General features: G+C 59.5%; 16 protein-coding genes and 1 pseudogene. 5 read left to right on the top strand and 12 right to left on the bottom strand.

The window, feature by feature from the left end:
• Positions 1–113 precede the first annotated feature (113 nt).
• The gene (locus tag HSW_RS02655; protein ID WP_081768227.1) at positions 114–2,294 is read right to left on the bottom strand and encodes a prolyl oligopeptidase family serine peptidase; all 2,181 of its coding nucleotides are present in this window, start codon (positions 2,292–2,294) and stop codon (positions 114–116) included.
• A gap of 266 nt (positions 2,295–2,560) precedes the next feature.
• On the opposite strand from HSW_RS02655, the gene HSW_RS02650 reads away from it, so the two are divergent.
• Together HSW_RS02650 and HSW_RS02645 are read left to right on the top strand one after the other, a co-directional pair.
• Positions 2,561–5,017 carry a TonB-dependent receptor gene (locus HSW_RS02650; protein ID WP_052346034.1) on the top strand — a complete coding sequence of 819 codons (2,457 nt, stop codon included), beginning with the start codon at positions 2,561–2,563 and terminating at the stop codon, positions 5,015–5,017.
• Between the two features lie 100 nt (positions 5,018–5,117).
• A complete protein-coding gene (locus HSW_RS02645) occupies positions 5,118–6,257 on the top strand; it encodes a PepSY-associated TM helix domain-containing protein (protein WP_044000723.1) in 1,140 nt (379 codons plus the stop codon).
• A 90-nt stretch (positions 6,258–6,347) separates the two neighbouring features.
• On the opposite strand, the gene HSW_RS02640 is transcribed toward HSW_RS02645, so the two are convergent.
• The 9 genes from HSW_RS02640 to HSW_RS02590 all read right to left on the bottom strand — a co-directional run bounded on the left by HSW_RS02640 (position 6,348) and on the right by HSW_RS02590 (position 20,141).
• On the bottom strand, positions 6,348–7,025 hold the full coding sequence (locus HSW_RS02640) for a hypothetical protein (RefSeq protein ID WP_044000722.1): 678 nt from the start codon (positions 7,023–7,025) through the stop codon (positions 6,348–6,350).
• A 506-nt stretch (positions 7,026–7,531) separates the two neighbouring features.
• Positions 7,532–8,992 carry a hypothetical protein gene (locus tag HSW_RS22450; RefSeq protein WP_052346033.1) on the bottom strand — a complete coding sequence of 487 codons (1,461 nt, stop codon included), beginning with the start codon at positions 8,990–8,992 and terminating at the stop codon, positions 7,532–7,534.
• Between the two features lie 135 nt (positions 8,993–9,127).
• Positions 9,128–10,594, bottom strand: a complete 1,467-nt coding sequence (locus HSW_RS24515; protein ID WP_044000720.1) for a hypothetical protein — start codon at positions 10,592–10,594, stop codon at positions 9,128–9,130.
• 453 nt (positions 10,595–11,047) lie between these two features.
• A complete protein-coding gene (locus HSW_RS02615) occupies positions 11,048–14,512 on the bottom strand; it encodes an acetate and sugar kinases/Hsc70/actin family protein (protein WP_044000718.1) in 3,465 nt (1,154 codons plus the stop codon).
• A gap of 258 nt (positions 14,513–14,770) precedes the next feature.
• Positions 14,771–16,219 carry a hypothetical protein gene (locus tag HSW_RS02610; protein WP_044000717.1) on the bottom strand — a complete coding sequence of 483 codons (1,449 nt, stop codon included), beginning with the start codon at positions 16,217–16,219 and terminating at the stop codon, positions 14,771–14,773.
• Positions 16,220–16,345: 126 nt separating this feature from the next.
• On the bottom strand, positions 16,346–16,738 hold the full coding sequence (locus HSW_RS02605) for a hypothetical protein (protein WP_044000716.1): 393 nt from the start codon (positions 16,736–16,738) through the stop codon (positions 16,346–16,348).
• A 189-nt stretch (positions 16,739–16,927) separates the two neighbouring features.
• Complete coding sequence (locus HSW_RS02600) at positions 16,928–18,310, bottom strand: hypothetical protein (protein ID WP_044000715.1); 1,383 nt, start codon at positions 18,308–18,310, stop codon at positions 16,928–16,930.
• Positions 18,311–18,402: 92 nt separating this feature from the next.
• Positions 18,403–19,131, bottom strand: coding sequence for a DUF4272 domain-containing protein (locus HSW_RS02595; protein ID WP_052346032.1), 729 nt, complete (start codon positions 19,129–19,131; stop codon positions 18,403–18,405).
• 8 nt (positions 19,132–19,139) lie between these two features.
• Positions 19,140–20,141 (bottom strand): sugar phosphate nucleotidyltransferase, encoded by a 1,002-nt coding sequence (locus HSW_RS02590; protein ID WP_044000714.1) that lies wholly within the window; start codon positions 20,139–20,141, stop codon positions 19,140–19,142.
• A 236-nt stretch (positions 20,142–20,377) separates the two neighbouring features.
• On the opposite strand from HSW_RS02590, the gene HSW_RS02585 reads away from it, so the two are divergent.
• The 3 genes from HSW_RS02585 (at position 20,378) to HSW_RS02575 (ending at position 22,322) form a co-directional block, all read left to right on the top strand.
• Positions 20,378–20,956 carry a LemA family protein gene (locus HSW_RS02585; protein WP_044000713.1) on the top strand — a complete coding sequence of 193 codons (579 nt, stop codon included), beginning with the start codon at positions 20,378–20,380 and terminating at the stop codon, positions 20,954–20,956.
• An 83-nt stretch (positions 20,957–21,039) separates the two neighbouring features.
• Positions 21,040–21,495, top strand: a complete 456-nt coding sequence (locus HSW_RS02580; RefSeq protein WP_044000712.1) for a TPM domain-containing protein — start codon at positions 21,040–21,042, stop codon at positions 21,493–21,495.
• Positions 21,492–22,322: a TPM domain-containing protein gene (locus HSW_RS02575; RefSeq protein ID WP_044000711.1), complete on the top strand. Its 831-nt coding sequence runs from the start codon at positions 21,492–21,494 to the stop codon at positions 22,320–22,322. Before HSW_RS02580 ends, HSW_RS02575 begins: the two co-directional genes overlap by 4 nt.
• 54 nt (positions 22,323–22,376) lie before the next feature.
• On the opposite strand, the gene HSW_RS22445 is transcribed toward HSW_RS02575, so the two are convergent.
• Together HSW_RS22445 and HSW_RS25145 are read right to left on the bottom strand one after the other, a co-directional pair.
• Positions 22,377–22,991, bottom strand: a complete 615-nt coding sequence (locus HSW_RS22445; RefSeq protein WP_052346031.1) for a 3'-5' exonuclease family protein — start codon at positions 22,989–22,991, stop codon at positions 22,377–22,379.
• Between the two features lie 75 nt (positions 22,992–23,066).
• Positions 23,067–23,168 (bottom strand): annotated as a pseudogene (locus tag HSW_RS25145) (DUF1684 domain-containing protein); the annotation flags it as partial.
• Between the last annotated feature and the right edge of the window lie 7 nt (positions 23,169–23,175).

Raw genomic sequence — 23,175 nt, 5'->3', positions numbered from 1 at the left:
GTTGTGAGTTGTGAGTTGCCAGTTGTCAGTTTTCGAAACTAAGCTAGCAGGCAGTCTTTCATCCTTTTGCTGGAACGGACTGGCAACCGGCAACTCACAACTGACAACTCAATCTATTTCCCATAGGGATTCACGCCCATATTGTGGAATGCGAAGGACCAAATATCGGCCCACTCGTCAATTTGCAGCTTGGTGCTCTTGCCCGCGCCGTGGCCGGCATTTACGTCCACGCGGATGAGCTGGGGCTTAGGGCCTTCATTAGCAGCCTGCAGAGCGGCGGCAAACTTGAAGGAGTGCGCGGGTACCACCCGGTCGTCGTGGTCGGCGGTGGTAATCATAGTGGCAGGATACGTGGTGCCTGCCTTCAGCGTGTGCAGGGGCGAGAACTTGTAGAGGTTCTGGAACTGCGCGTAGTTATCACTGGTGCCGTACTCGGGGGCCCAGTTCCAGCCGATGGTGAACTTCTGGTAGCGCAGCATGTCCATCACGCCTACGGCCGGGAAGGCCACGCCGCACAGGTCGGGGCGCTGGGTCATGGTGGCACCTACCAGCAGGCCGCCGTTGGAGCCGCCGGCCATAGCCAGCTTCTCGGTGCTGGTGTAACCCTGCACTTTCAGGTACTCGGCGGCCGCAATGAAGTCGTCGAACACGTTCTGCTTATTGGGCGTCATGCCGGCCTGGTGCCACTTTTCGCCGTACTCGCCGCCGCCGCGCAGGTTCGGGATGGCCAGGATGCCGCCGTTTTCCAGCCACAACATGCGCGCCACCGAGAAGCCCGGCGTGAGCGAGATGTTGAAGCCGCCGTAGGCGTACAGGTAGGTCGGGTTCTGACCATTGAGCTTCACGCCTTTCTTGTGGGTGATGAACATCGGAATCTTGGTGCCGTCCTTGCTGGCGTAGAACACCTGGGTGGTTACGTAGTCCTCAGGCTTTACGTCCACGGTGGGGGCACGGAACACGGTGCTGGTGTTCGAGGCGAGGTCGTACTTATAGATGGTAGTCGGGTACGTGAACGAGGTGAAGGCGTAGTACACCGACTTCGAATCCCGCTTGCCGCCGAAGCCGCTGGCCGTGCCGATGGCCGGCAGGGCCACATCGTGCTTGAACTCGCCCTTCTCGGTGTACACTTTGATGAGGCTGCTGGCGTCCTTCAGGTACGAGGCTACCAGGTAGCCGCCCACGTGGTCCACGCCTTCCAGTTTCTGCTCGGTCTGGGGCAACACCTCTTTCCAGTTGGCCTCCTCGGGCTTTTTCGGGTCGATGAGCACCACGCGGTAGTTGGGGGCCTTATAGTTGGTTTGCACCAGGAGCTGGCCGCCCACGTTGCCCACTACCGAGTTATTCTGCTCGTAGCTGTTAATGAGGGTAGTGAAGCTGTTGGCCTGCTTGGGGTCGGTGAGGTCGCGCACCAGCAGGCGGTTGCCGTCGGCCTTGCCATCGGTGAGGTAAAGCACCAGAAACCGCTCGTCTTCGGTGGTGCCCACGGTGCGGAAACCCAGCGCCATCTTGGGGTTTTCGTACACCAGCTTGTCGGCGCCCTGGGGCTTGCCGAGTTGATGGTAGTACACCTTGTGGTACTCGTTTTTGCCGGAAAGCTGGTTTTCACCGGCCTTGGGCGAATCATAGCGGCTGTAGAAGAAGCCATCCTTGTACCAGGCCGCGCCCGACACCTTCACCCACTGTAGCTCATCGGGGAGCGGCTGGCGGGTTTTCAGGTCGAGCACTTTCAGCTTCTGCCAATCGGAGCCACCGCCGCTGGTGGCGTAGGCCATATAGCGGTGGTCAGGGGAGAAGAAGGTGCCAGCCAGCGCGGTGGTGCCATCGGCCGAAAACTTGTTGGGGTCGAGCAACAGATCCGGCTGACCCTGCTGGCCGTCCTGCTGGGTGTAGAGCACCGCCTGATTCTGCAGGCCGTCGTTCTTACTGAAATACAGCTGATTGCCTTCCTGTTGCGGAATCCCAAACTTCTCGTAGTTCCAGAGCTTGGTGAGCCGCTGGCGGATTTTGTCGCGGAACGGAATCTGCTCCAGGTAGCCAAACGTGACCTTGTTTTCGGCCGTCACCCATTCTTTGGTTTCAGGCGAGTCGAGGTCCTCGAGCCAGCGGTACGGATCGGCTACGGAGGTGCCGAAGTAGTCGTCTTTCTGGTCGGATTTGCGGGAATCGGGGTATTGCACGGGCGCGGCGGTAGAGGTAGAAGCGGCAGTAGCAGCGGCTCCAGGGGCCTTCGACTGGGTGGAGCGGCACGAGGCCAGCGCCACCAGCGCTACTACGGGAAAGACAAATTTCTGCATCGGATGGGAATAGCGGGAGAAGCGCCGAAGATAGCCCACAGTTTTGGCAGATGCAGTGCCCCTACCTGATTCTTTCAGATCGGTTACTGCTGGCTTCATCAGTACGTCGATGGAACATGAGTACCTGAGCTGGCACCTGACCACTGCCGGTCCTGAACACTCTCTAAAGCTCAACTGTAGCAACATATTTTATATTAAGAATTTTTCTAAATAGATTTTACAGTGTTCCTTTGCAGCAATCTGGACCGATTCTAAACAAACACACCATGTTGAATCTTCGCCTTCTGGGCCTGACTTCTACCCTCGTAACCTGCGCCCTGGTGGCACAAGCCCAGCAAACCGCCACCATTCGGGGCCGCATAACCACCTCCGATGGCAACCCGGCCGAGGCCGTGACCGTGGGCCTGAAGGGACGCAGCCAGGGGGCTATTACCAACAGCCAAGGCGAGTATGTGATTGAGCGGGTCCGCGACGGGCAGTATACTGTGGTTATTTCGGCGGTAGGGCTGAAAGGTGAAGAAAAGGCCGTGACGGTGAGTGGCGGCCAAGCCACGGCAGTCGACTTCATGCTAACCGAAAATACCCAGCAGCTCAAAGAGGTAGTTATCAGTGGCAACCGCACCAATAAGTTCAACCGCTCCGCCAGCGTAGACGTGGGCAAGATGCCGCTCAGCAATCTGGAAAACCCGCAGGTGTACGCCACCGTGGGCAAAGAGCTGCTGACGGAGCAGTTGGTATTCAGCGTGGACGACGCCACACGCAACGCGCCGGGCGTCCAGAAAATGTGGGAGCCCACTGGCCGTAGCGGCGACGGTGGCTCGTTCTACGCCTCACGGGGTTTTGTGGTATCAAGCCAGCTGCGCAATGGTGTGGCCGGTGGCGTAACCAATACCATCGACGCGGCCAATCTGGAGAAGCTGGAAGTTATAAAAGGTCCTTCGGCTACGCTGTACGGCTCGGCCCTGACCTCCTACGGTGGCCTGCTCAACCGCGTAACCAAGAAACCCTACGAGCAATTTGGGGGTGAAGCGGCTGTAGCTGCCGGCAGCTATGGCTTCCACCGGGCCAGTGTCGACGTAAACACGCCGCTCAACGCAGATAAGACGCTGGCGTTCCGCCTTAACGGGGCCTATACCTACGAAGACAACTTTCAGAATGCGGGCTATACGGGCTTCGCCAAAGACGTAGCCATTGCACCGAGCCTGCAGTTCAAACCCTCAGACCGCCTGACCATCAACTTGGACGCGGAGGTGTACCGCAGCACCAACGTGGGCAAGCAGCTCATCTACCTCTACTTCCTCGATAAAGTCGACAACTTCGGCTTCTCGCGGGCCGATCAGGCGCCGCTCGACTACCGTCAGTCGTACCAGGGGCCGGGCCTGACGCAGGATTCGCGCAGCACCAACCTGTTTGGGCAGGTGCGCTACCGCATTTCGCCCAGCTTCACCTCTACTACGTACCTGTCGTCGAGCCGCAGCTACTCCGAAGGCAACGGCGCCTACTTCTATCTGGCCTCGGACATTGCGCTGGGCAGAGGCACCACTCCCGGGGTCAGCAGCCTGATCCGCGCCGATCAGTCGACGCAGGACAGCCGCCGCCAGACCTACCAGGTGCAGCAGTTGTTCAACGGCGATTTTCAGGTGGGCAACCTCCGTAACCGCGTAGTGTTCGGGCTGGATTTCCTGCGCCTCGACTCCGACATTGAGTTCTTCGGGGGCACTATCGATACGGTGCAGATCAACGTGCCGGGCACTGATTACCGCTCCTTCAATAAAGGCGTCGTCGATGCCAAGTACGCCGCCCAGGCTCCGGGGCGTTACCCGGTTACCACCAAAGTCAATACCTACAGCGCGTTCGTATCGGATGTGCTGAACCTGACCGACCAACTCAGCGTGCTGGCTGCCCTGCGCGTGGACCGCTACGATAACAAAGGCGGCATCCTGTACTCGCCGGTGGAAGCATACCAGCAAACAGCCGTTTCGCCGAAATTCGGCCTAGTGTACCAGCCCGTGAAAGACCGGATTGCCGTATTCGCCAACTACCAGAACAGCTTCAACAACCAGAACAGCTCCTACATCAATGCCGAACGGCAGTCGTTTGTGACCAAGCCCGAGCGCGCCAACCAAGCGGAAGCCGGGGTAAAGCTGGATGCTGCCGCCGGCCGGTTGAGCGCCACGGTGAGCTACTACGACATTCGGGTACAGAACATCCTGCGGCCGCTCTACACCGTTACCAACCCCGATAACACCACGCTGACCATCAGCGCCCAAGACGGCACCCAGTGGAGCCGCGGCACGGAGCTGAGCCTGACGGCCAATCCGCTGCCGGGCCTGAACGTGGTGGGCGGGTTTGCCTACAACTACTCGAAGTTCGTCAACACCAACGAAAACGTGAACGGACGTCGTCCCAACACGGCGTCCTCGCCTTACCTAGCCAATGCCTGGGTAAGCTACCGCCAGCCGGAAGGCCCGCTCAAAGGGCTGGGTCTGGGCTTCGGCGGCAACTACGCCAGCGAAAACAAGATTCTGAATAGCGTCTCGCAGGGCGTATTCACGCTGCCCAGCTACACGGTACTAAACGCCAGTGCCTTCTACGACCTGCCGCACTACCGCTTCTCAGTGAAGGCTGATAACCTGGCCAATGAGCACTACTGGATTGGGTACACCACCTTTAATGCGCAAAAGCTGCGTAGCATCATCGGCAGCGTCGCCTACAAGTTCTAACGGTCATTCCGAGCGGAGCGAGGAATCTGGATTTACCTTTCACTCAGGTAGCGCAAATTCTTTGATCTGCTCGGAATGACAGCCGCTTTTGCCTTCGCCTATGAGCACATTCAAGAAAACCGTCGGGAAACTGCACCTGTGGCTGGGGCTGGCCTCGGGGCTGGTGGTGTTCATTGTGAGCATCACCGGGGCCATCTTCGTGTTTCAGGATGATATCCGGGACCTGACGGAGCCGTGGCGTAAGGTGGAAGCCCAGACGACCGCGCAGGTGCTGCCCTCGCAGCTGCAGGCCGTCGCCTTGGCCACACACCCCGGCATACAAGCTAAAGACTGCTGGACTACCTACTTCGGGCCGGAGCGCTCGGCCACCGTGTTCTTCACTGATAAGGCCGGCGCTCCTATTATGGTGTCTCTGAACCCTTACACGGGCCAAGTACTGCACGAGCAGGATTTGCGTACGCACTTCTTCACTATCATCCAGGAAATCCACATGCACCTGCTGCTGCCCGAGCCGGTGGCGAAATGGGTGGTAGGTATCAGCATTTCCATTTTTGTGGTGATGATGCTGACCGGCCTGATATTATGGTGGCCCAAGCGCAAGCAGGAGCGCAAGCAGCGCTTCACCATCAAGTGGGGAGCCCGGTGGCGCCGCGTCAACTATGATTTGCACAACGTGCTGGGCTTCTACGCGGCCAGCATCGGGCTGGTGCTGGCTTTATCAGGCTTGTTCATGATTTTCCCCTGGATGCTGCAGTCGATTGTGTACGTGGTGGATGGGGGTAAGCCAGCGACGCAGGAACTGATGGAAACCAAGCTCGATACGCTGCAAACCGTATCCACTGCCGCCCAGCCTCTATCCGACGTAGTGTACCGCACCGCGCGGCACCTCTCGCCCGCCAACGAAATGGTGCTCATTGGCCCAACCGGCGCGGGCAAAGCCCCCGCGTTTTGCTGGACCTACCAGAAGGCACTGCACTACTACCACCGCGACGAGTATGCCTTCCACCCCGTATCAGGCCAGCTGCTGGAGTCGCGTTTTCATGCCACCAAAAGCGCCGGCACCAAGTTCTCCGACATGAACTACGACCTGCACGTAGGCCAGATTCTGGGTTTCGGCGGCAAACTCGTGGCTTTCCTGACCAGCCTGATTTGCGCCAGTCTGCCCGTAACCGGAACCGTCATCTGGTGGGGTCGGCGCAACAAAACCAAGAAGAAGCAGTTGCGGCTACAAGCGGTGTAGTTTTATTTCGGCGGACTTATCTAGGCACAAAACAGCCCGTCATGCTTCGCCAAGCTCAGCATGACGGTCTTTTAGTTTTTAACTTCTCCCCTACTGCATCCGCCCTACCTTCGGAATCACCTGGATCAGGAAGCGTTTGTTGTCACCTTCGCGGCGGCCCTGGTAGCGGCCGGTGCCGTAGAAGCCGCTGCCCCCGATGATGAGCTCGATGCCGCGGTCCTGGCCGAAATTGAGGCCGTTCTGTTTCCAGAGGTTGAGCAGGTTGAGGGCGCGGCGGTAGCTGAGCTGGTAGGTGGTTTGCTCCTCGCGAGCGTTGCGCGGGTCGCCCTGGGGGTAGCGCGCGGCCATGCCTTCCACAATCACTAGGTAGCGTACGGGCTGGTCGGTTTTGATGCTCTTAAGTACTGTGCGCAGGGTTCGGCCGGCTTGCAGCAGGGCGGGCTTGTAGCTGTCCTGGATTTCATCGCGGCCGGCTTTGAACTGCACGGGTACCAGCAGCTCGTGGCGCTCGTTGGTGGGGTCGTAGCGGAAATAGCGGCCCTCGAGCTGCTGCAAAGAGCGGCGGATTTTAGTAATCTGCTCCAGCTCGGCGGCCTTGGCTTTCAGCTCACCGTTGGCCTGCTTCAGCTCCCCTTCCCGGTCCTTGAACAGCTTGAAGCTGTACACAAACAGCACCAGCATCACCACGAACAAGGACGTCATCAGGTCCACATAGCTGGGCCAGAAGAAGTCGTTGCTTTGGCGTTTGTTGGAGGTGGCGTTGTTCATGAAAAGGAGTCGAAATTAGAATTTGTCGCTGGAAACCTTTTTCCGATTAAGATCGACTAGCTTGATAACTTGACTCATCAGTGACTCATTACGCTTATATGTGAAACACTTATCACTATACAGCGTGCCCGCATAATATGCCTCAACTAGTCGCTTGTGGCTCAATTGACTTGTACGATTACGTACATATTGCAACTCATTCCCTACTCTGGTTACAACTTGATACTTACCAGCAGTGTGATCCGTCGGGCCTTGGCCGAAATAGTAAACGCCATTACCACCGCATACTTCCAGCGCGTTTAAAACCGTATCGGCAGCAGTAATGTATTTTGTCTTATCAAGGCCCGGACGAATTACGAGACGCTTAATCAACTCCTCATTGTAGAGCTTACTGTAATGACTAGGAATTTCAATCCTTATTACCTCACTCTGCGAAGGATATACAGTGATTAAAAAGCTCAAATTTAGCCATATACGCAGGAAAAATACCGTCATAATTACTACCCTTACTGCGGCTTCACACCGCCAAACAGCTTATCCATAAACCGCTGGAAACGGTTCTTGGACGTGGCTTTCACCAGCACGGTGTTCAGGTTCGACAGCTCCAGCAGCAACTTGGCCTGAATCTGGGAATCGACTTCCACTTTGCGCAGCAGCTCGCGCTGGGTGGCCGTGACGTCGCGGCTGAGGTCGGCTTGCTGGGTGTTGAGGTTCTGGAAAGGCTCCAGCTGTTTCAGCAGCTTCTCGAAGACGTTGTCGGCGTTGAGCTGCTCGAAATACTGCTGCCACTTCTCGTAGGCCAGCTGGGCCTGCCGCTCGTTGTAGGCCAGGCGCTTGTTCATCACGTCGGCGAGGCCCACGCCGGCTTGGTCGATGTGCTGCTCGGCGCGGTCCTTGAGGTTGCGCAGCTCCACCTGGTGCTTCTGGAAGAAATCTAGCATCAGCTGCACCGAGTTGTTGTTACCGCCGATGTACTGGCCCAGGTCGTTGATGCCCTTCTCGAAGCCCCGCAGCCGGTCTAGGATGCTGTTCACCGCCTCTGCCGAATGGTAGCCGTTCTGCAGCATCTCGTTGAGGCGCTGCTGGTAGCCGGTAAAGGCGCTGAACATTTCCGCCGACTCGCGCACCTTCTCAAACACTAGGATGTTGGCCGCCGCCATCTTGTCGTAGCCGATGGTATCGAGGCGCTCCAGGAAGTCGCTCTGCACCCGGATGTTCTGCGTTACCTTTTCCATCAGCGGGTTGAACAGCTCCACCTGGCCCACAAACTGCTGGTTGAAGGCATCGAGTACCGACTTAAGGTTGGTGAGCGAGCTAGCCATATCGGCGTGCAGCACCGGCAGCAGGCGGGCCTGCAGGAAGGTGTAGTACTGGTTCTGGAGCCGGTCGAGCTGGTGGCGGGCCTGGCGCAGCACGCCGTTGCCGAGCAGCGTGAGCAGCAGCCCCACGAAGGAGCCCGTCATGGCAATGAGTACGCCGGTGAGGAAGGGCGTCAGCGCGTTTTCATCCGACACCCCGTTGCGAGCAATACCCACCAACCCCAGAATCACGCCCAGAAACGTGCCCAGCAGCCCCAGATACAGGGGAGTGGCCACCTCGGCCTGCACTGCATTGTCCAGCACCTCGCTCTGGCGCTCCGAAATGTCCTTCAGAATCCCAAAATCGGCCGCTGCGCCTTTGTTGTGGCGCAGGTAGTCGTTGGTATCAAGCAGAATTTCCTGAAACTCGGGCGAGGCGTTTTCGGCCTTGACGAGGTTGGAGGCGAAAGATTCGGGCGGGGCGTCGGCGGCGTAATCGGGCAGGTCGCGGCCGTCGGGCAGCACAATGCGGTGCTCCACGCGCAGGCTTTCCTTGGGTGGATACAGCACGGCCAGCCGCCGGGCATTGGCCCGCGTCCGCAGAAACGTGCGAATCTGCAGCCCCACCACCACGGTCACCACCAGAACTTCGAGGATGATTTCAAGCATAGAACAGTAAAGTACGGCATTCCCACGCTGTCATCCTGACGAAGGAAGGACCTTATCACGTTAGAACAAGCCACTATTACGAGGTTCGTTCAAACGTAGAAAGGTCCTTCGCAAGCTCAGGATGACAGACGGTGTCTACTCAAACCGGATGGCAGCTTTCTGCTCGATCTGCCAGGCGCCGGCGGCTTTGCGCAGCACGCCTTCTTCCTCCGTCACGATGCGCGTGACCGGGCCGGCGGGCTGCTGGTACTTGCAAGCTTCGCGCAGGGAATATTGCGCGCTCTGGATGGCATAGGCGTGCACGGCGGGGTTCTGCGTTACGCTGAACGTGGCCAGCTCGGGCCACTGCGGATCCAGGTGAATCTCGTAGATGCTGTCGTGCTGGGGCTCGTCGGAGAAGTCGTACTCGTTGAACACCCCATTCACGGGCACCTTCACGTAGCGCGTGCGGGGCAGGTCGGCGGCGGATACGGCCGGGGCAGCGGCGGGCGCGGTTGGCAGCTGCACGGGCGGTACCAGGTTGTCGAACTCCTCCTGCGGGGCGGCGGGGCTGCTCACCGGGGCGGCCGGAGCAGCCGATGGCGGCACCGGAGCCGGCGTGGGCGCTGCCACCGGCACGGGTGGTGCTACCGGGGCCGGAGTAGGTGCCGCAGATTGCGGAGCCGGCGCAGGCACTACGGGTTGCGGAGCCGGAGCAGCAGGAGCCGCGGCAGCTACGTTGGTTTTCGGCGCGGCTTGGCGCTTCTGCAGCTCCTGCTCCACGCGCTGCTGGATCAGCTGCTCCAGCTCGCGCAGCTGGGCCGGCGAGAACAGCTCGGCGGGCTTGCCGCTGCTGCCGGGCGTTGTTTGCAAAGCCAGAATTTCGTCGCGGCGTTTGTCGATGCGGGCGCTCAGCTCCTTCTGAAACTCCCCGAGGCTCTTGCGCATCAGCGCGTACAGCACCAAGCTTAGCAGGGCCAAAATCAGCCCCAGAGGGCCGAAAAACTTGTTCATTAGGCTCTCCCCGGCCCCGGATGCGGCGGCTGGTGTAGGAGTAGCCACACCCGCCTCGTCCAGACCAGCGTCGCCGGGGGCGGCAGCCGTCGCCTCGTCGGTGGTGGCAGTGGTATCGACGGTTTCGGTTTCGGCGGCGGCTTCGGCCGCGGACAGGTCGCCGATGGGCGTGCCCTGGTCGAGGTAGTTTTTCAGGGCCGTTTCTAGCTTCGTCACGCCGGCCAGCCGGGCGGCATTGCCCTTGCGGGCCGGGGAGGTGCGCAGCCGGTTGATGATTTCGCGCACCAGCGTCTGCAGGCGGGAGTTATCCGAGCCCAGGCCCTTGTACATCACGCCCTGCACTTCCAGCGGCTGGTACAGCGCCGAGTACACACGCTGCTCATCGGCCTTGATGCTGCCGGCAAAGTCCTTCAACGGGCCGCCGCATTTCAACTGGCTTTTCAGCTCGGGGTGGCCCGTGTCTTCGTACACGAACTTGGCCGTAGCGCACCAGATCTGCACTTTGCGCTCCTCCAGCGTGGGCTGGCCGAGGGGCGTTTGGGCATGGACGCCCGCCGCAAGCAGCAGCAGGCCGGTAAGCAAAGAAGCAACGCGGCGGGAAAGGGTCATAGGGTGTTGGGGTAGGAAGCGGGCTTTTTTTATTCGAATCAATGAATGTACTATTCGTCAGAGGCAACTACATGTGACAAGTCTTTGGGCCAACGACTATCATTCCTTATTGATTCTGAAATGAAGACATACTCCATGTGCATAACCTGCCCATTTTTCGTGAGTACACATTCATTCTTTAAGGCAACCTTTTTTATTGAATCTCCTACTTGCGCATTCTCTTCGAGCGTAGGGCTTAGCAAAGGAATATCGATAATTGAATCCTCCGTACGAATTTTGATGTAGTCTGTTTTTCGACGGTACTTTTCAATTATTACTCCCCTGTATTCGCTCCTGATATTCTTTGCATACACTTTTATATCACCTTCTTTTCCGCTGGAGTGCAGGAAGTACACAAATACCCCGAAGGCTGTAAAGAATACTAGTTGCTTTACTGATCTTTTACCCATTTAGCTACGCCTGCAGCTCGCGGCTCAGGTTGTACAGCGCCTGTTTCAGCGGCAGGAAGAACAAGGTTTCTGGCAGGGTTTCGTCGGAGGAAAGCTGGCGCTGGAACTGATGCAGGCCCAGGCTCAGGCTGTCCTCGATTTCGCGGAGCAGGATGTCTTTCACGCGCTGACGGTCCACGTCCACGCCTACTTCGCGTAGGTAGGGCGCTACGTCGTCGCCTTCCAGCACCAGGGTGAGGTAGTTGCGCACGTTGTCGAGCACCGTGTTTTTCAGTTCGGCATCCACCTGATTCAGTTTCAGGCGCTGCTGGTTGAGCTCGGTGCCTTCTACGGCGCCGCTGTACTTCACGGGCTTGATGTTGTCGTAGTCGGTGGTGGTTTTCTCCTCGAACAGCACGCCGCCGTTGGTGGTGGCTTCCTTGGGGTTGTCGGCCAGGATGACGCGGAAGTTGTGCGGCGGCTCCACACCCGTTACGGCTTGGAAGATGGCCTTCGTAATCTTCTCGATGGCCACCAGCGAGCTGCCGCCGGCCAGCAGGCGCAGGTAGAGGCTGCCTTTGCCGGAGAAGCAGAGGTAGCGCGGCGTTTTCAGGCCGAGGTGCTTGGTGAGCTGGGCCGTGTGGTAGATGATGCTGGTATAGTGCAGATAGAACAGCACCCGCAGCTGCCGGCCCTTCCCGAGGCCCAAAGCCTGGGTGAAGCGTAGCGCATCATCGTACTTGAACAGCAGGCTGGTCACGTCAGCGGAGCCGAAATCGGTGTTGCTGAGGGCGGCGCGCAGGTAGCCTTTGTACTCCTGGTTCTGCTCGGAATCGGGCAGGCTTTCCACGTGGCCCACGCCGAGGCGCAGGAGGCCGTTTTGCTTGGGCGCGCCCTGCACGCGGGCGTAGCCGTCGCCCCACAGGTCGTCGCCGGCGAAGCGGAACGAGGTGCTGTAGGCCGGTTTTTGGTCGGCGAACAGCAGCAAGTCGGTGGTACCGCCGCCGATGTCGATGTTCACCACGTTTTCGTCGCGGTTGGGCACTACCTGGTTGGTGGCGGTGAGGTAGTAGTACGGCGCCACCGATTCGGTGAGGCAGATGGTGGGGCGCTTGGCCTTGAACACCTGCTGGAACGACTCGTCCCAGACCTGCTGGAACTGGTTGCGCAGGAAGCCATCGAAGCTCAGCGGCGCAAACCACACCACGCGGGTATCTTCCAAAATACCACCGTGCAAAGCCGCCTTGTGGCGCAGCAGAAGCAGAATTTCTTTGAAGAAGGCCTCGATGCGCGACACGCCCTGCGGGTCCAGCTCCGCCGACCATTTCAGGTTAGTGATGAAGCGGTTCTGGGGCAGCTCGGCCGTGTTTTCGGTGTTGATGCTGAAACCAATGTTGATGTTGCTGAGCACCTTGGCGGGCTCGTTAGCAAACGACGTGGTTTCGCACACGGCCGTCCGAATCGGAAACTCATATACCGAGCCACCTTCGCCCAGGAACGAGGGCACAAACTCCCGGTTTTGCAGCGTGGCAATGTTGTCCCAGATCTGGCCGGCGCCCGTGCGGTAGCGCTGCGCCGCCGAAAGCCCCTGATCAGCTACCGGCGCGTGCAGCCACTCCACCTGCACATCCGACTCGCCAATGGTCAGCGGACGCGGGTGGGCACTCGGCGAATCGGCGTAGGCAATGTGGGTGTTGGTGGTGCCGAAGTCCACCGCGAAGGTGAAGCGGCGGGTGCCGCGGTCCAGCTCGCGCCAGCGCGGCACGAACAGGCCCCGGGCCGGCTCCGCGCCAATTGTGGCGGGCGGGCAGGTCAGCTCGGCGAGGTCAAAGTGCGTGCCGGTGACTTCGTAGTAGGTGCTGCCGGCGGTGGCCATGCTTTTCTGGGTGCGCTCATAGCGAGTGGCGCGGCGGGCGGCACCCTGCTCCGTGATTCGCTCCCCGTTCACGAAAAACGTGAGGTCGTAGCGGCGGTTGAGCATGGTGGGCGCGTTGTCGGCGTCTACCAGCATCACCTTATAGAGGTCGTTGAACTCGGGCTGGTAGCGCACCTTGTAGAACGGGAACACGCCCACGCCCACGGCGGCCTTCACAATGCGGCCCTTCTCCAGAATCTCGCGGCCCTGGGCATCCTTCGGGTTCTGCGGATTGGTGTAGTAGCTGCGCTCAAACGTGATAAAGCGGCCCGCCTGCACCGGCACCCGCAGCTGCACGCGCACGTGGCTCAGGTCGATGGTGAAAGTAAGCAGCTCGGCCAGCTCGTTCTCGGTGAAATACTCGAAAAACGCCTGTTTCAGCGGCAGCAGATACGGGAAACGCGCCCGGCCATGACCATCGGCACCATACTGAAACGTGACTTTGCCGGTGTGGAAACGCTGGGTGTTCAGTTCGTAGGGCAGCTCCACCAGGGAGTCTTCCAGCAAGTCGCCTACCGTGAGGTAGGGGTATTTGAAGCCTTTGCCGGGCAGCACGCGGCTTTCCAGCGCCACCTCATCGTAATACGGAACCGGCGTGCGGTCGTCCCAGGGCTGGCCGTTGAGGTAGTTGGCCCCTGGCATCGTCAGGTTCGGGCGCAGCACCAGCGGGCGCGGCCGGCCCGTCGTCGATTCGCGGGTGGGCTGGATGAACAGGTCGGAGCTGGTCACGGCCGACTGGTCGGCGCGGCCGGGCAGCGGCACGCCTTTCACGCTCACCAAGTTGCCCTGCACGTCGGCCAAGGCCGGGTAACGAGTGGCAAACTGCTGCGCGCTCCGGTCACCTTGCATCTGGAGCTGGTTGATTTTCGAGCGGTCGAAGCCCGCGTACACGCTGCCGGCAAACTCGCGGCGCTGCAGCTGCGGATACGCCAGGAACAACTCATACACGAACTCCCGAAACTGCGGGTCGCGGTCTTCGAGCAGCACCGTCTGCTTGTCGAAATAGTGGCCACGGGCCTGGGGTCGCTCTAGGTCCAGCGGTTCCACGGCGGGGCCAGTGAACAGGATGGTCAGCGGCGAGGTGCCGCCCAGCAGGCGCGTGCCGCCCGCCAGCTCCGGCGACTCATAGTACACCAGGTACATGTCGGTGAAGTCGCGGAACCGCTCGTCCTGCATGTATAACTGCAGCGTTTCGCCCAGTAGGCGCGTGCCCTCGTCCTGCCGCATTCGGCGGATTTCGGTCTCCGAGTTCCAGCGGCGCAGCGTGATTTTGCGGCCGGCCTGGGTGTAGAGGTGGTAGTTGTATAGCAGCTCCAGCAAGTCCCAGAAGTGCGTCGTCAGCTCGTGGTACACTGAGCCGGGGTTGCGCTGCCCTTCGCGGGCCAGGAAGTCGAAAGCCGTTTCAAACAGGTGCATCCGCGCAAATGGCGTCGGGATGCTCACGGCCAGGTTGCGCGACTTGCCGCCCGCCGGGTCGGTCACGGTGTTGATTTCGGTGCTGGTGACGGGGGCAGTTTTCTGCCAGCCCTGTACCTGCTGGGAGCCGTTGTTGTGTAAGCGAAGGACTTTGGCCATATCGGGACCCCACCCCCCGGCCCCCTCCCCGGTGGGGAGGGGGAGCCAGACGAAGGTTGCTCGGGGTGATTTTTTACTGCTAGAAACTACAACTAGAAAGCTAGTTCCCCTCCTTGGAAAGGAGGGGCTAGGGGTGGTTGATTCGTTGAACGGTGCGGCTTGAGTAGTTCAGGTAAACAACATCAGCACGCGGGCAAACCACCCCAGCCGCGCCTGCGGCACGGCGTCCCCTCCTTTTCAAGGAGGGGAGTTTTCGTTCTACACCACCTTCACCTTCTCCTCAAACGCCTTATCGGTCACATCATAGAACAGCTCCAGCAGCTTGCGGAAGTTGTCGGGTTCCTGGATGGACTTCTCGGTTTTGTTGAGGTTGTCGAGCAGGTAGTTGTGACTGAGGCCTTTGTTGAAGAAGTCGTTCCACTTCTTTTCCACCGGCTTGCCCAGGATCATGGCGTTGAAATCGTCGGTCTGCAAGTCGAAGGGGCGGAAGGCGCGGCGGTTCTGAGCCAGCTCCTGCAGCCACTGATCCACGCCCATGTCCTGGCTGTGCAGGAAGGTGTTCAGCTCCCGGAAGATGGGTTCGTTGCGCATGGCATAGTCCAGCTTCAGGTTGTCGGCGTAGGGCGCTTTATCGGTGGGCAGGTGCTGCTTGTGGTAGCGCGTGAAGTACAGGAACTGCGTGAGCTGCTTGGCCATGATTTCGCGCGACTCATCGGGCAGGTGGCTGAACTGGATTTCCGGCGCATCGGTCTGCAGGCCGTACTCGTGGAAGTGCGGGCCGCCGGTGCGCAGCTCGGCGGGCGAGTAGCGCATGAAATCCACGATGCTCAGGGCCGCCAGCAGCTCAATCACGTGGGCCTTGTTCTTCTGTTGGGTGCCGCCGGGCTGGTTTTCGTAGGGCGTGTCGGGCGTGTCGGCGAGGTAGTACAGCGCGTCGAGGCCCTGCAGGTTGTGCTCGTAGTAGCTGAGCGCCGCCTTGGTCTTGGTCAGGAAGTTGTTGGAATCGATAACGGCGTTGTCTTCGCTTTGCAAAGCGAAGTAGGGCATCACCGTCACGGCGCCGGTGGGGGCGTCGCGCAGGTAGCGGGCGTTGCTGAGGCGGGTGTTCGAGTCCTTCAGGTTCTTGAGCATCAGCGGGAAGCCCGCCGCGCCCGTGCCGCCGAAGATACTCGACACGAAAAATACCCGGTCGCCGTCCTGGAAGTTATCGGCGAAAAACCGCATTTCCGGGCTTTCCACCAGCTTGTTCAGCACAATGCTGCCCACGTTCGGCGAGCCGCGGAAGCCGATGGTCAGCGGGCTTTCCAAATTGTCCTGGGTGAACAGCAAGTCCACCAGCCCCTTCGAGTCCACGCTCAGGCCGTCGTAGCTCAGGTACTGCCGGAAGCTCTGGTTGATGCCGCCGAAGTCGAAGATGAAGGTGTCCTTCACCGAGCCGTTCACGTCCTGCGAAATGCCGCTCAAGGTGCTGATATCGGTCTTGAAGAAGCCTTCTTCGCGAGGGCCGAGGCGCTTGTAAATCTGCTGGTAGCTCTGCAGCAGCTGCACCGTGCGGTTCATGTCGCCATTGTGCGCGTCGGGGTCGATGATGATGGGCACCACCCGGTCGCAGTTGGGCAGCTCTACGCCCGCGGCCAGCAGCATCGTGAGCGAACGAATGACGCGGGAACCCGTGCCGCCAATACCGAATAAAAAGAGTTTAGCCATGAGTTGGAAGGAAGAGCTTAGAAATGAGAACCAAGAGCTTAGAGGTAAGAACTTAGAACCTTTCAGCCATTTATACTGGCGTCCACAAGGCTCTCAGTTCTTAGTTCTCATATCTGACTTCTAAGATTAGAACGGAGTCGTGCTGGCGTTGGTCGAGCCGCGCTTAAGCAATACGGAGAACAGGAAAAACCAGAACATACCCAGAATGGCGTTCCAGGTAGCCAGCCAGTAGATGTAGCTGTGGTCGGTGACCTGCTGGGCGTTGGTCTGCCAGATGGTGACGAGGAAGGCAATTAGTGCGTTCAGCCCCAGAAAGATGGCCCAATGCCGGCCTTTATTGAAGGTAGCCACACCCATGGCCCGGTTGATGAGCAGGTAGAACACCACCACCAGCCCCAGCGAAACGCCCAGGTTCAGCAGCCCCAGGTTGGGGAAGATAACATCGCGGTACACCGGGGTGTCGGCGGGTGGTTGCGGGGCGCCGATGAGCTCGTAGAGGAAGCGGAAGAGTGCTTTCATGAAAGTAAGTAACGCGAAGTTTCCCTTCGCGGGTGATGGAACGATACGACGAGGGGCGAAATTGTCAGTGGCACGAAGCTTTTGCTTCGCGCGGTGTTGAACGACTATCGTGCCAAGTAATGCGGCGCGCAGTGTGCGTTTGTACGCGGCTATACGCGAAGCAAAGACTTCGCGCTACTGCTTGTGCTCCTACTCGGCGGGCTGCACCGTCAGGGGCAGCTCGAACACCGGGCGCTTCTCCCTGGCTGCCTGCGGCTCCAAGCCGTCGAGCAGGGAGCTGAGGGCGAAGGTCTTGGGCGCGGGCGTGCCGTCGTTGCGGGTGGTCCACTGAGCTACCCAGGCTGGGCGCTGGTCTTGGAGGCGCAACACCAACGGGCGGGCCGCTTTGGGCGCTTTCGTGAGGCGGATTTTGGCGAAGTGCGTAAACTTGCTTTCCGGGCCGCTGCTGGCCTTGGTCTGGGCCGAGGCGGCCTGCACGTCGAGCAGCTTGGCGTCAGTATCCACGCCCTGCAGGGTCAGGTTTTGTTTGAGGTAGGCCACGTCGCGGTACTGACCGGGCAGCTGGGCCAGGTTCAGGCCCACCACAAATTCCACCGGCTGCTGGGCCGAGGCTTCCGATACGGCCACCACGCGGTAGGTATCGGCGCTGCGCTTGCTGGCCCCGGCGTCGCCGTAGTACCAGCTGCCTTTGTTCTGGAACTTGCTCAGCAGCGAATACGCCGGCCGCGGATACGTAACGCCGAAGTGGGCCTGCTTGGCAGGCTGCTGCTCCAGCAAAGCGGCATCAAACTGCCGCACGGCCGCCGCCGGCCCCAGCACCCAGATGTAGTAGGGAATTTCGGTGTCGCAGCAGGCCGTTTTCTTGCCGGCTGCCTTCAGAGCCGGGTAATACGTGCCCCGGAAATTGGAGGTGTAGCCGTACACCGACACGGCCAGGTCCGGCTGCGCGCCGTTGCGCTGCAGGGCGTCGGTGATGTCCGTTTTGATGTATGGAATGGCCCCGGCGTTCTTGGGCGAGTAGATGAAGTCCGAAATCAGCACGCTCACGGTGCCGGGCCGGTAGTAGCGCGTCATCAGCGTATCGAGTACGGCGGGCAGCTCGGTGCTTTTGGCCGGCTGCTGAATGCCGCTGCGCACTGTTCCCGAAATGCCCTGGTAGGTATCGGCGTAGGGCTTCTCCTTGATGCGGAAAAACGCCTTTTTCCGCGCGGCTGGCGTCCGGTTGATTTCCGAAAGCAACTGCGCCACGTGCTGCTGAAACTTGGTATTCTCGCCGCTGGCTCCGGTTTTAGGCATGAAGCCTTCCATGGAGCCGGATACTTCCAGAAACACGTTCACGGCCTGCAGCGGCTGGGTGACGGCACTGCTCACCACATCCGACGCTTCCTCCGGTGCCTCCACGCCGGGAGCTTCCGTGGGCCGCACGGCGGCGGGCATTTCGGCCTTGGGTTTATCGGTGGTGGCGGCTGCTTCCTCTCCTTTCATATCGGAGCGGGAGTAGCAGCCGGGCAGCAACAGCAGCGTCAGGCCCAGGGCGGGCAGCAGGCGGGAGAAGGAGGTCGGGTAGCGCATCGGGCTAAAGTAACGACAATCTGCCCTCAGCGGATACATGAACGGTGAAGTTGTCCCGAATCTGGTATAGTCCTGTTTTGATAGAAAAGCCGCTAAGTGCTCATTTCTACATCATCCCACTCATACTGATTGTTGTAAATCCACTCCAGTGCTTTCCGCCGCTCATACACCAAAGATTCTGATACATTGGCGGCCCGACCGTGTAGCCGCTCATCCACGCAATACCAATGCAGACGATAGTAAAAGTCCAGCATTCGGTATAGCTCAGCCGCTGATCTTAGGTTCTGCAGTCCTGTTAGTTTCTCGTTGGTTTGCCCCTGTTCCAGGTTAGGTAACAACGACGCCATATTGTCGCCGCACCACTTTACAGGGTCCAGTTCAGATACCATTTGCGTGGCCCACATCATGGCCCACAGGCTTTCCAGATTCCAGCGCAGGTTCGCTAGCTCCTGCTCCGTCAGCTGCTTATTGGTCTTTGTCAATATAGCAGCCTCATCCGGCGACAGATAGGCCAGCAAGTTCTCCTGCGTAAGCCACTTTTCAATGACAGCTACGGGCGCCTGAAAAGAAATATTGATAAGTGCGTTCAGCACACTCATGCGCGCCCTTATCCCTTCTATTCCGCGTATTTCTGGCGCGTCCAGAAGCGGTAGCCAGTCACAGATTCGCCCATCAAGAGCCAGCACTTTCGCCTCAGATTCCGTTTTAACTCGCTGGCGAAACTCATCCGTCATGGTCTCCTCTTGTATAAGCGAGGCCGGTTGCTGGTCGGTGGCTTTGTTGGCCGCAGAGCCAAACAGTTTTCTCAGGGAATCAAACATAACGGCACCTAGCTGTAGTCGATTTCCGTGTTGTCGCCGATGTTGAGGCTGTGGCGGGTGCCACGGAACAGGGCGTCGGAGCCCACGATGCAGTCGTGCATCACGGCGGAGCGCAGCTCCGAGTAAGAGCCGATGATGGAGTCGGTCAGGATGGTGTTCTTGACGATGGTCCGGTCGCCGATGGCTACGTTGGGGCCGATGATGGACCCGCTAATCTGGCAGTCCTTGCCGATGCTGACGGGCGGGATGATGATGGTATCGGGAAACTCGGGGTACTCGCGGCGCTTCAGGAACTCGGGGCGGTTGAGCAGGCGGGCATTGGCTTCCAGCAGGCTTTCCTTACGGCCGCAGTCAAACCAGTTATCCACCGAGGCCGTGGTCATTTCGGCCCCGTCCTGAATCATGAGCATCAGCGCATCCGTGAGCTGAAACTCGCCGTGGGTGCGCTGGTCCTGCTCCACAATGCGCTCCAGGGCCGAGGCCAGCCAGTCGGCGTTGGCAATCTTGTAGAGGCCCACCATGGCGTAGTTCGACTTCGGGATGCGCGGCTTCTCCACCACCTTTGTCACGCGGCCATTAGTAGAAGTTTCCACCAACCCGAACATGGAGGGTGTTTTCACTTCCTTCACGGCCAGCACGTTGCCGGGCGTGCGCATCATGGCGGGCAGGTCCACGTCCACAATCGTGTCGCCGAGCATGATCAGGATACCATCGGCTTCGTGGCGGAACTGCTCCCGGGCCAGCCAGAGGGCGTGGGCAATGCCTTCGCGCGGTTCCTGTACCACAAATGTGCTCCGCAGCTCGGGGTACTGCTTGCGCACGTACTGCTCCACTTTCTCGCCCAGGTAGCCGATGATGAACACAAACTCCTGCACGCCGGCTTCTACCAGCCGATCAATAATGTGACCCAGAATAGTGTTGCCGGCAACGGGAACCAGGGTTTTGGGCTGGGTGTGCGTGTGCGGACGTAAACGGGAGCCGATACCGGCTACGGGAATAACTGCTTTCATGCGAGAGAAAAATCGGGGAGCACCGACGCGCAAAATACGCAATAGCACCGGAGCACGGCCCGGCACAACTACCGGAGCGCGAATTCGTACTTTGCAGCGCAACGGTTCGGCTACGTGCAGTAACAGGCATCCGGCCGTTTTGTAGCCGCCGGCCGTTAAAACCGCAGCGGCCCGGCCGCTACCGGCCTCGAAAAACGCTTTTCCTCTCCCTTTTTCATCTTTCTTACTTTCTCCCCATGAAACGTTTTCTGCTCTATTTCGCTGGCCTGGTATTGCTGCTCACGCAATCCTCGTGCGGCTACAACTCCATGGTGTCCAAAGACCAAGCGGTAAAAGCCCAGGTGGGTAACGTGCAGAGTGCCTATCAGCGCCGCTCCGACCTAATTCCGAACCTGGTAAACACCGTAAAAGGCGCCGCCAACTTTGAGAAATCAACTCTGACGGAGGTAATCGAGGCTCGAGCCAAAGCTACCAGCGTGCAGTTGAACGCCGATAACCTGACCCCCGAAAACCTGAAGCAGTTCCAGGAAGCCCAGTCGCAGGTGAGTGCCGGCCTGGGTCGTTTGCTGGCCGTATCGGAAAACTACCCTGAGTTGAAAGCCAACGCCAACTTCCAGGAGCTGCAGGCCCAGATTGAGGGTACTGAGAACCGCATAAATGTGGAGCGCAACAAGCTCAACACGCTTACCAACGACTACAACGGGTACATTAAGAGCTTCCCGAATAACCTGTTTGCGGGCATGTTCGGTTTCGCCGAGAAGCCCTACTTCGCTGCCGACGCAGCAGCCCAGAAAGCGCCAACCGTTCAGTTTTAATTTTGAGTTGTCAGTTGTCGGTTGTCAGTTGGCAGAACAGTTCTGCCAACCGACAACCGACAACTGCTAACTGACAACTGACTATGACTAACCCCCTCTCTTCTGAGCAGGAAGCAGCATTGGTAGCGGCCATCCGGCAGGCCGAGCTGCGTACTTCCGGCGAAATTCGCGTACACCTAGAAGACACCTGTCCTACGCCCGAGCCTCTAGACCGCGCCGCCCAGGTGTTTGCGGAGCTGGGCATGCACCGGACGGCTCAGCGCAACGGCGTGCTGTTTTACCTGGCCTGGCAGAGCCGGCAGTTCGCCGTTATCGGCGACACGGGCATTAATTCTGCCGTACCCGATGACTTCTGGGAAACTGCCAAGGAGAATGTGTTGCAGCATTTTCGGACCGAGAAATACGTGGATGGCCTAGAGCAAGGCATCCGGCTGGTAGGCGAGCAGCTGCGCCGCTACTTTCCCTACGACGCCAAAACCGACCAGAACGAGCTGGACGACTCCATCTCCTTTGGCGATTCGGCTACCAAACGCCCATGAAGCACCTGTTCCATTTTTCGCTCCGACGGAGCTGGCTACTGGCAGCCTGTCTGTTGCTGCTGCAACTAGCGGCTCTGGCCCAGAACGTGCCGCCCCGCCCCAACCCGCCCCGCCTGGTCAACGACCTAGCGGGCCTGCTGCGCCCTGATGAAGTGGCTCAGCTGGAGCGCAAGCTGGTGGCTTACAACGACTCCACCTCGTCGCAGATTGCGGTGGTGACCATTCCCACACTCGGCGACTACGAAATTGCCGGTTATGCCCAACAGCTCTACGAGACGTGGGGTATCGGCCAGAAAAACAACAACAACGGCGTCCTGATTCTTATTGCCAAGCAGGAACGCAAAGTCCGGATTCAGCCCGGCTACGGCCTGGAAGGAGCCATTCCGGACGCCTTGGCCAAGCGCATTATCACCAGTACGCTTACGCCGGCCTTCAAGGAAAACCGCTATTACGAAGGACTTGACCGCGCCACCGACCAGCTCATTGCACTGGCCAAAGGCGAATACAAAGCCGACCCCGCTACTCAGCCCCGCTCCCGTCGCTCCTCCTCGGACGACAGCGGCGGGGGCTGGATGTTCTGGGTGGTTATCGGGGCGTTGCTACTGATTATCCTGCTCCGAAACCGGGGCGGCGGCAGCTCAGGCGGCCGGCGCAACCGGGGCTTCGGCGGCGCCATGATTCCGCCCATTATCTTCGGCGACTTCAGCGGCGGCCGGGGCGTATTCGGCGGTGGCGGTGGCGGATTTGGCGGTGGCGGTGGCGGGGGCGGCTTCGGCGGTTTCGGGGGCGGTAGCTCCGGCGGCGGCGGTGCCTCCGGCGACTGGTAAAGTCTCCCTTATCTGCAGCAACTCTAAAGGCCCGGACGTTCTCCGGGCCTTTTTTTATTCTTCTTTTCCGTTGGCCGGCACTTGCTGGTACACGGGTAAAGCGTAAAACGGCCTTAGCAACTGCACCACATCCAGCGCGTCGGCCAAGGCCTGGTGGGCTACCGTAGTATCCTCGAAACCAGCGCGGGCCTTGCAGATCTGCATGGTGGGCAGGCGTGTGTCTTTGCGCCAGTTGAGGTAGAAGGCGGCCGGGTCGAGCATGGCGGGCTCGGCGCGCATCAGGGTGCCGTAACCGGGCAATTCACGCAGGAAACCCAGGTCAAACGACGCAATGTTCTTGCCGGCCATTGTCACGGCTACGCAGTCTTTTTTGTCTGACTTAAAGCCCTGGGCCAGCAGAAACCCCCGCAGTTGCGGCAGCAGCTCTTGGGGCGTGCATAGTTCGGGATTGGGCTCTTTTCGGGCCAACTCCTGCAGCAAGCCGGCATTTAGGGCCAGTGCGCCGGCCGTACCGGTCAGCTCCGGGTGCTGCACCACCCGCCGGAAATATGGCAGTTCCGGCAGCGGCCTCAGGTGGCGGGTATCTTCCACCACGGCGGCCAGTTCCAGGATCTGGTGGCGCAGCGGGTTGCCGCCAGAGGTTTCAAGGTCGAGGGAAATATAGCGCATAGGCTTGAGCGTACGCACGGGTTCAGGCCGATGTTCGAGCAGCTTACTGGTTGCTCATCACACCCGCTTTCACTACTAACGCCAGCCGGTATTCCGGGGGAGGCACGGGACAGAGCAGGTACCACCATAAGCGCAATAGGGGTTATAAGCCCAGTTGAAGTCGAGTAGGACGCGGCCGTTTTGA

Source organism: Hymenobacter swuensis DY53 (assembly GCF_000576555.1).
Lineage (GTDB): Bacteria > Bacteroidota > Bacteroidia > Cytophagales > Hymenobacteraceae > Hymenobacter > Hymenobacter swuensis.
This window is presented reverse-complemented; position numbering and strand designations above follow the sequence as displayed.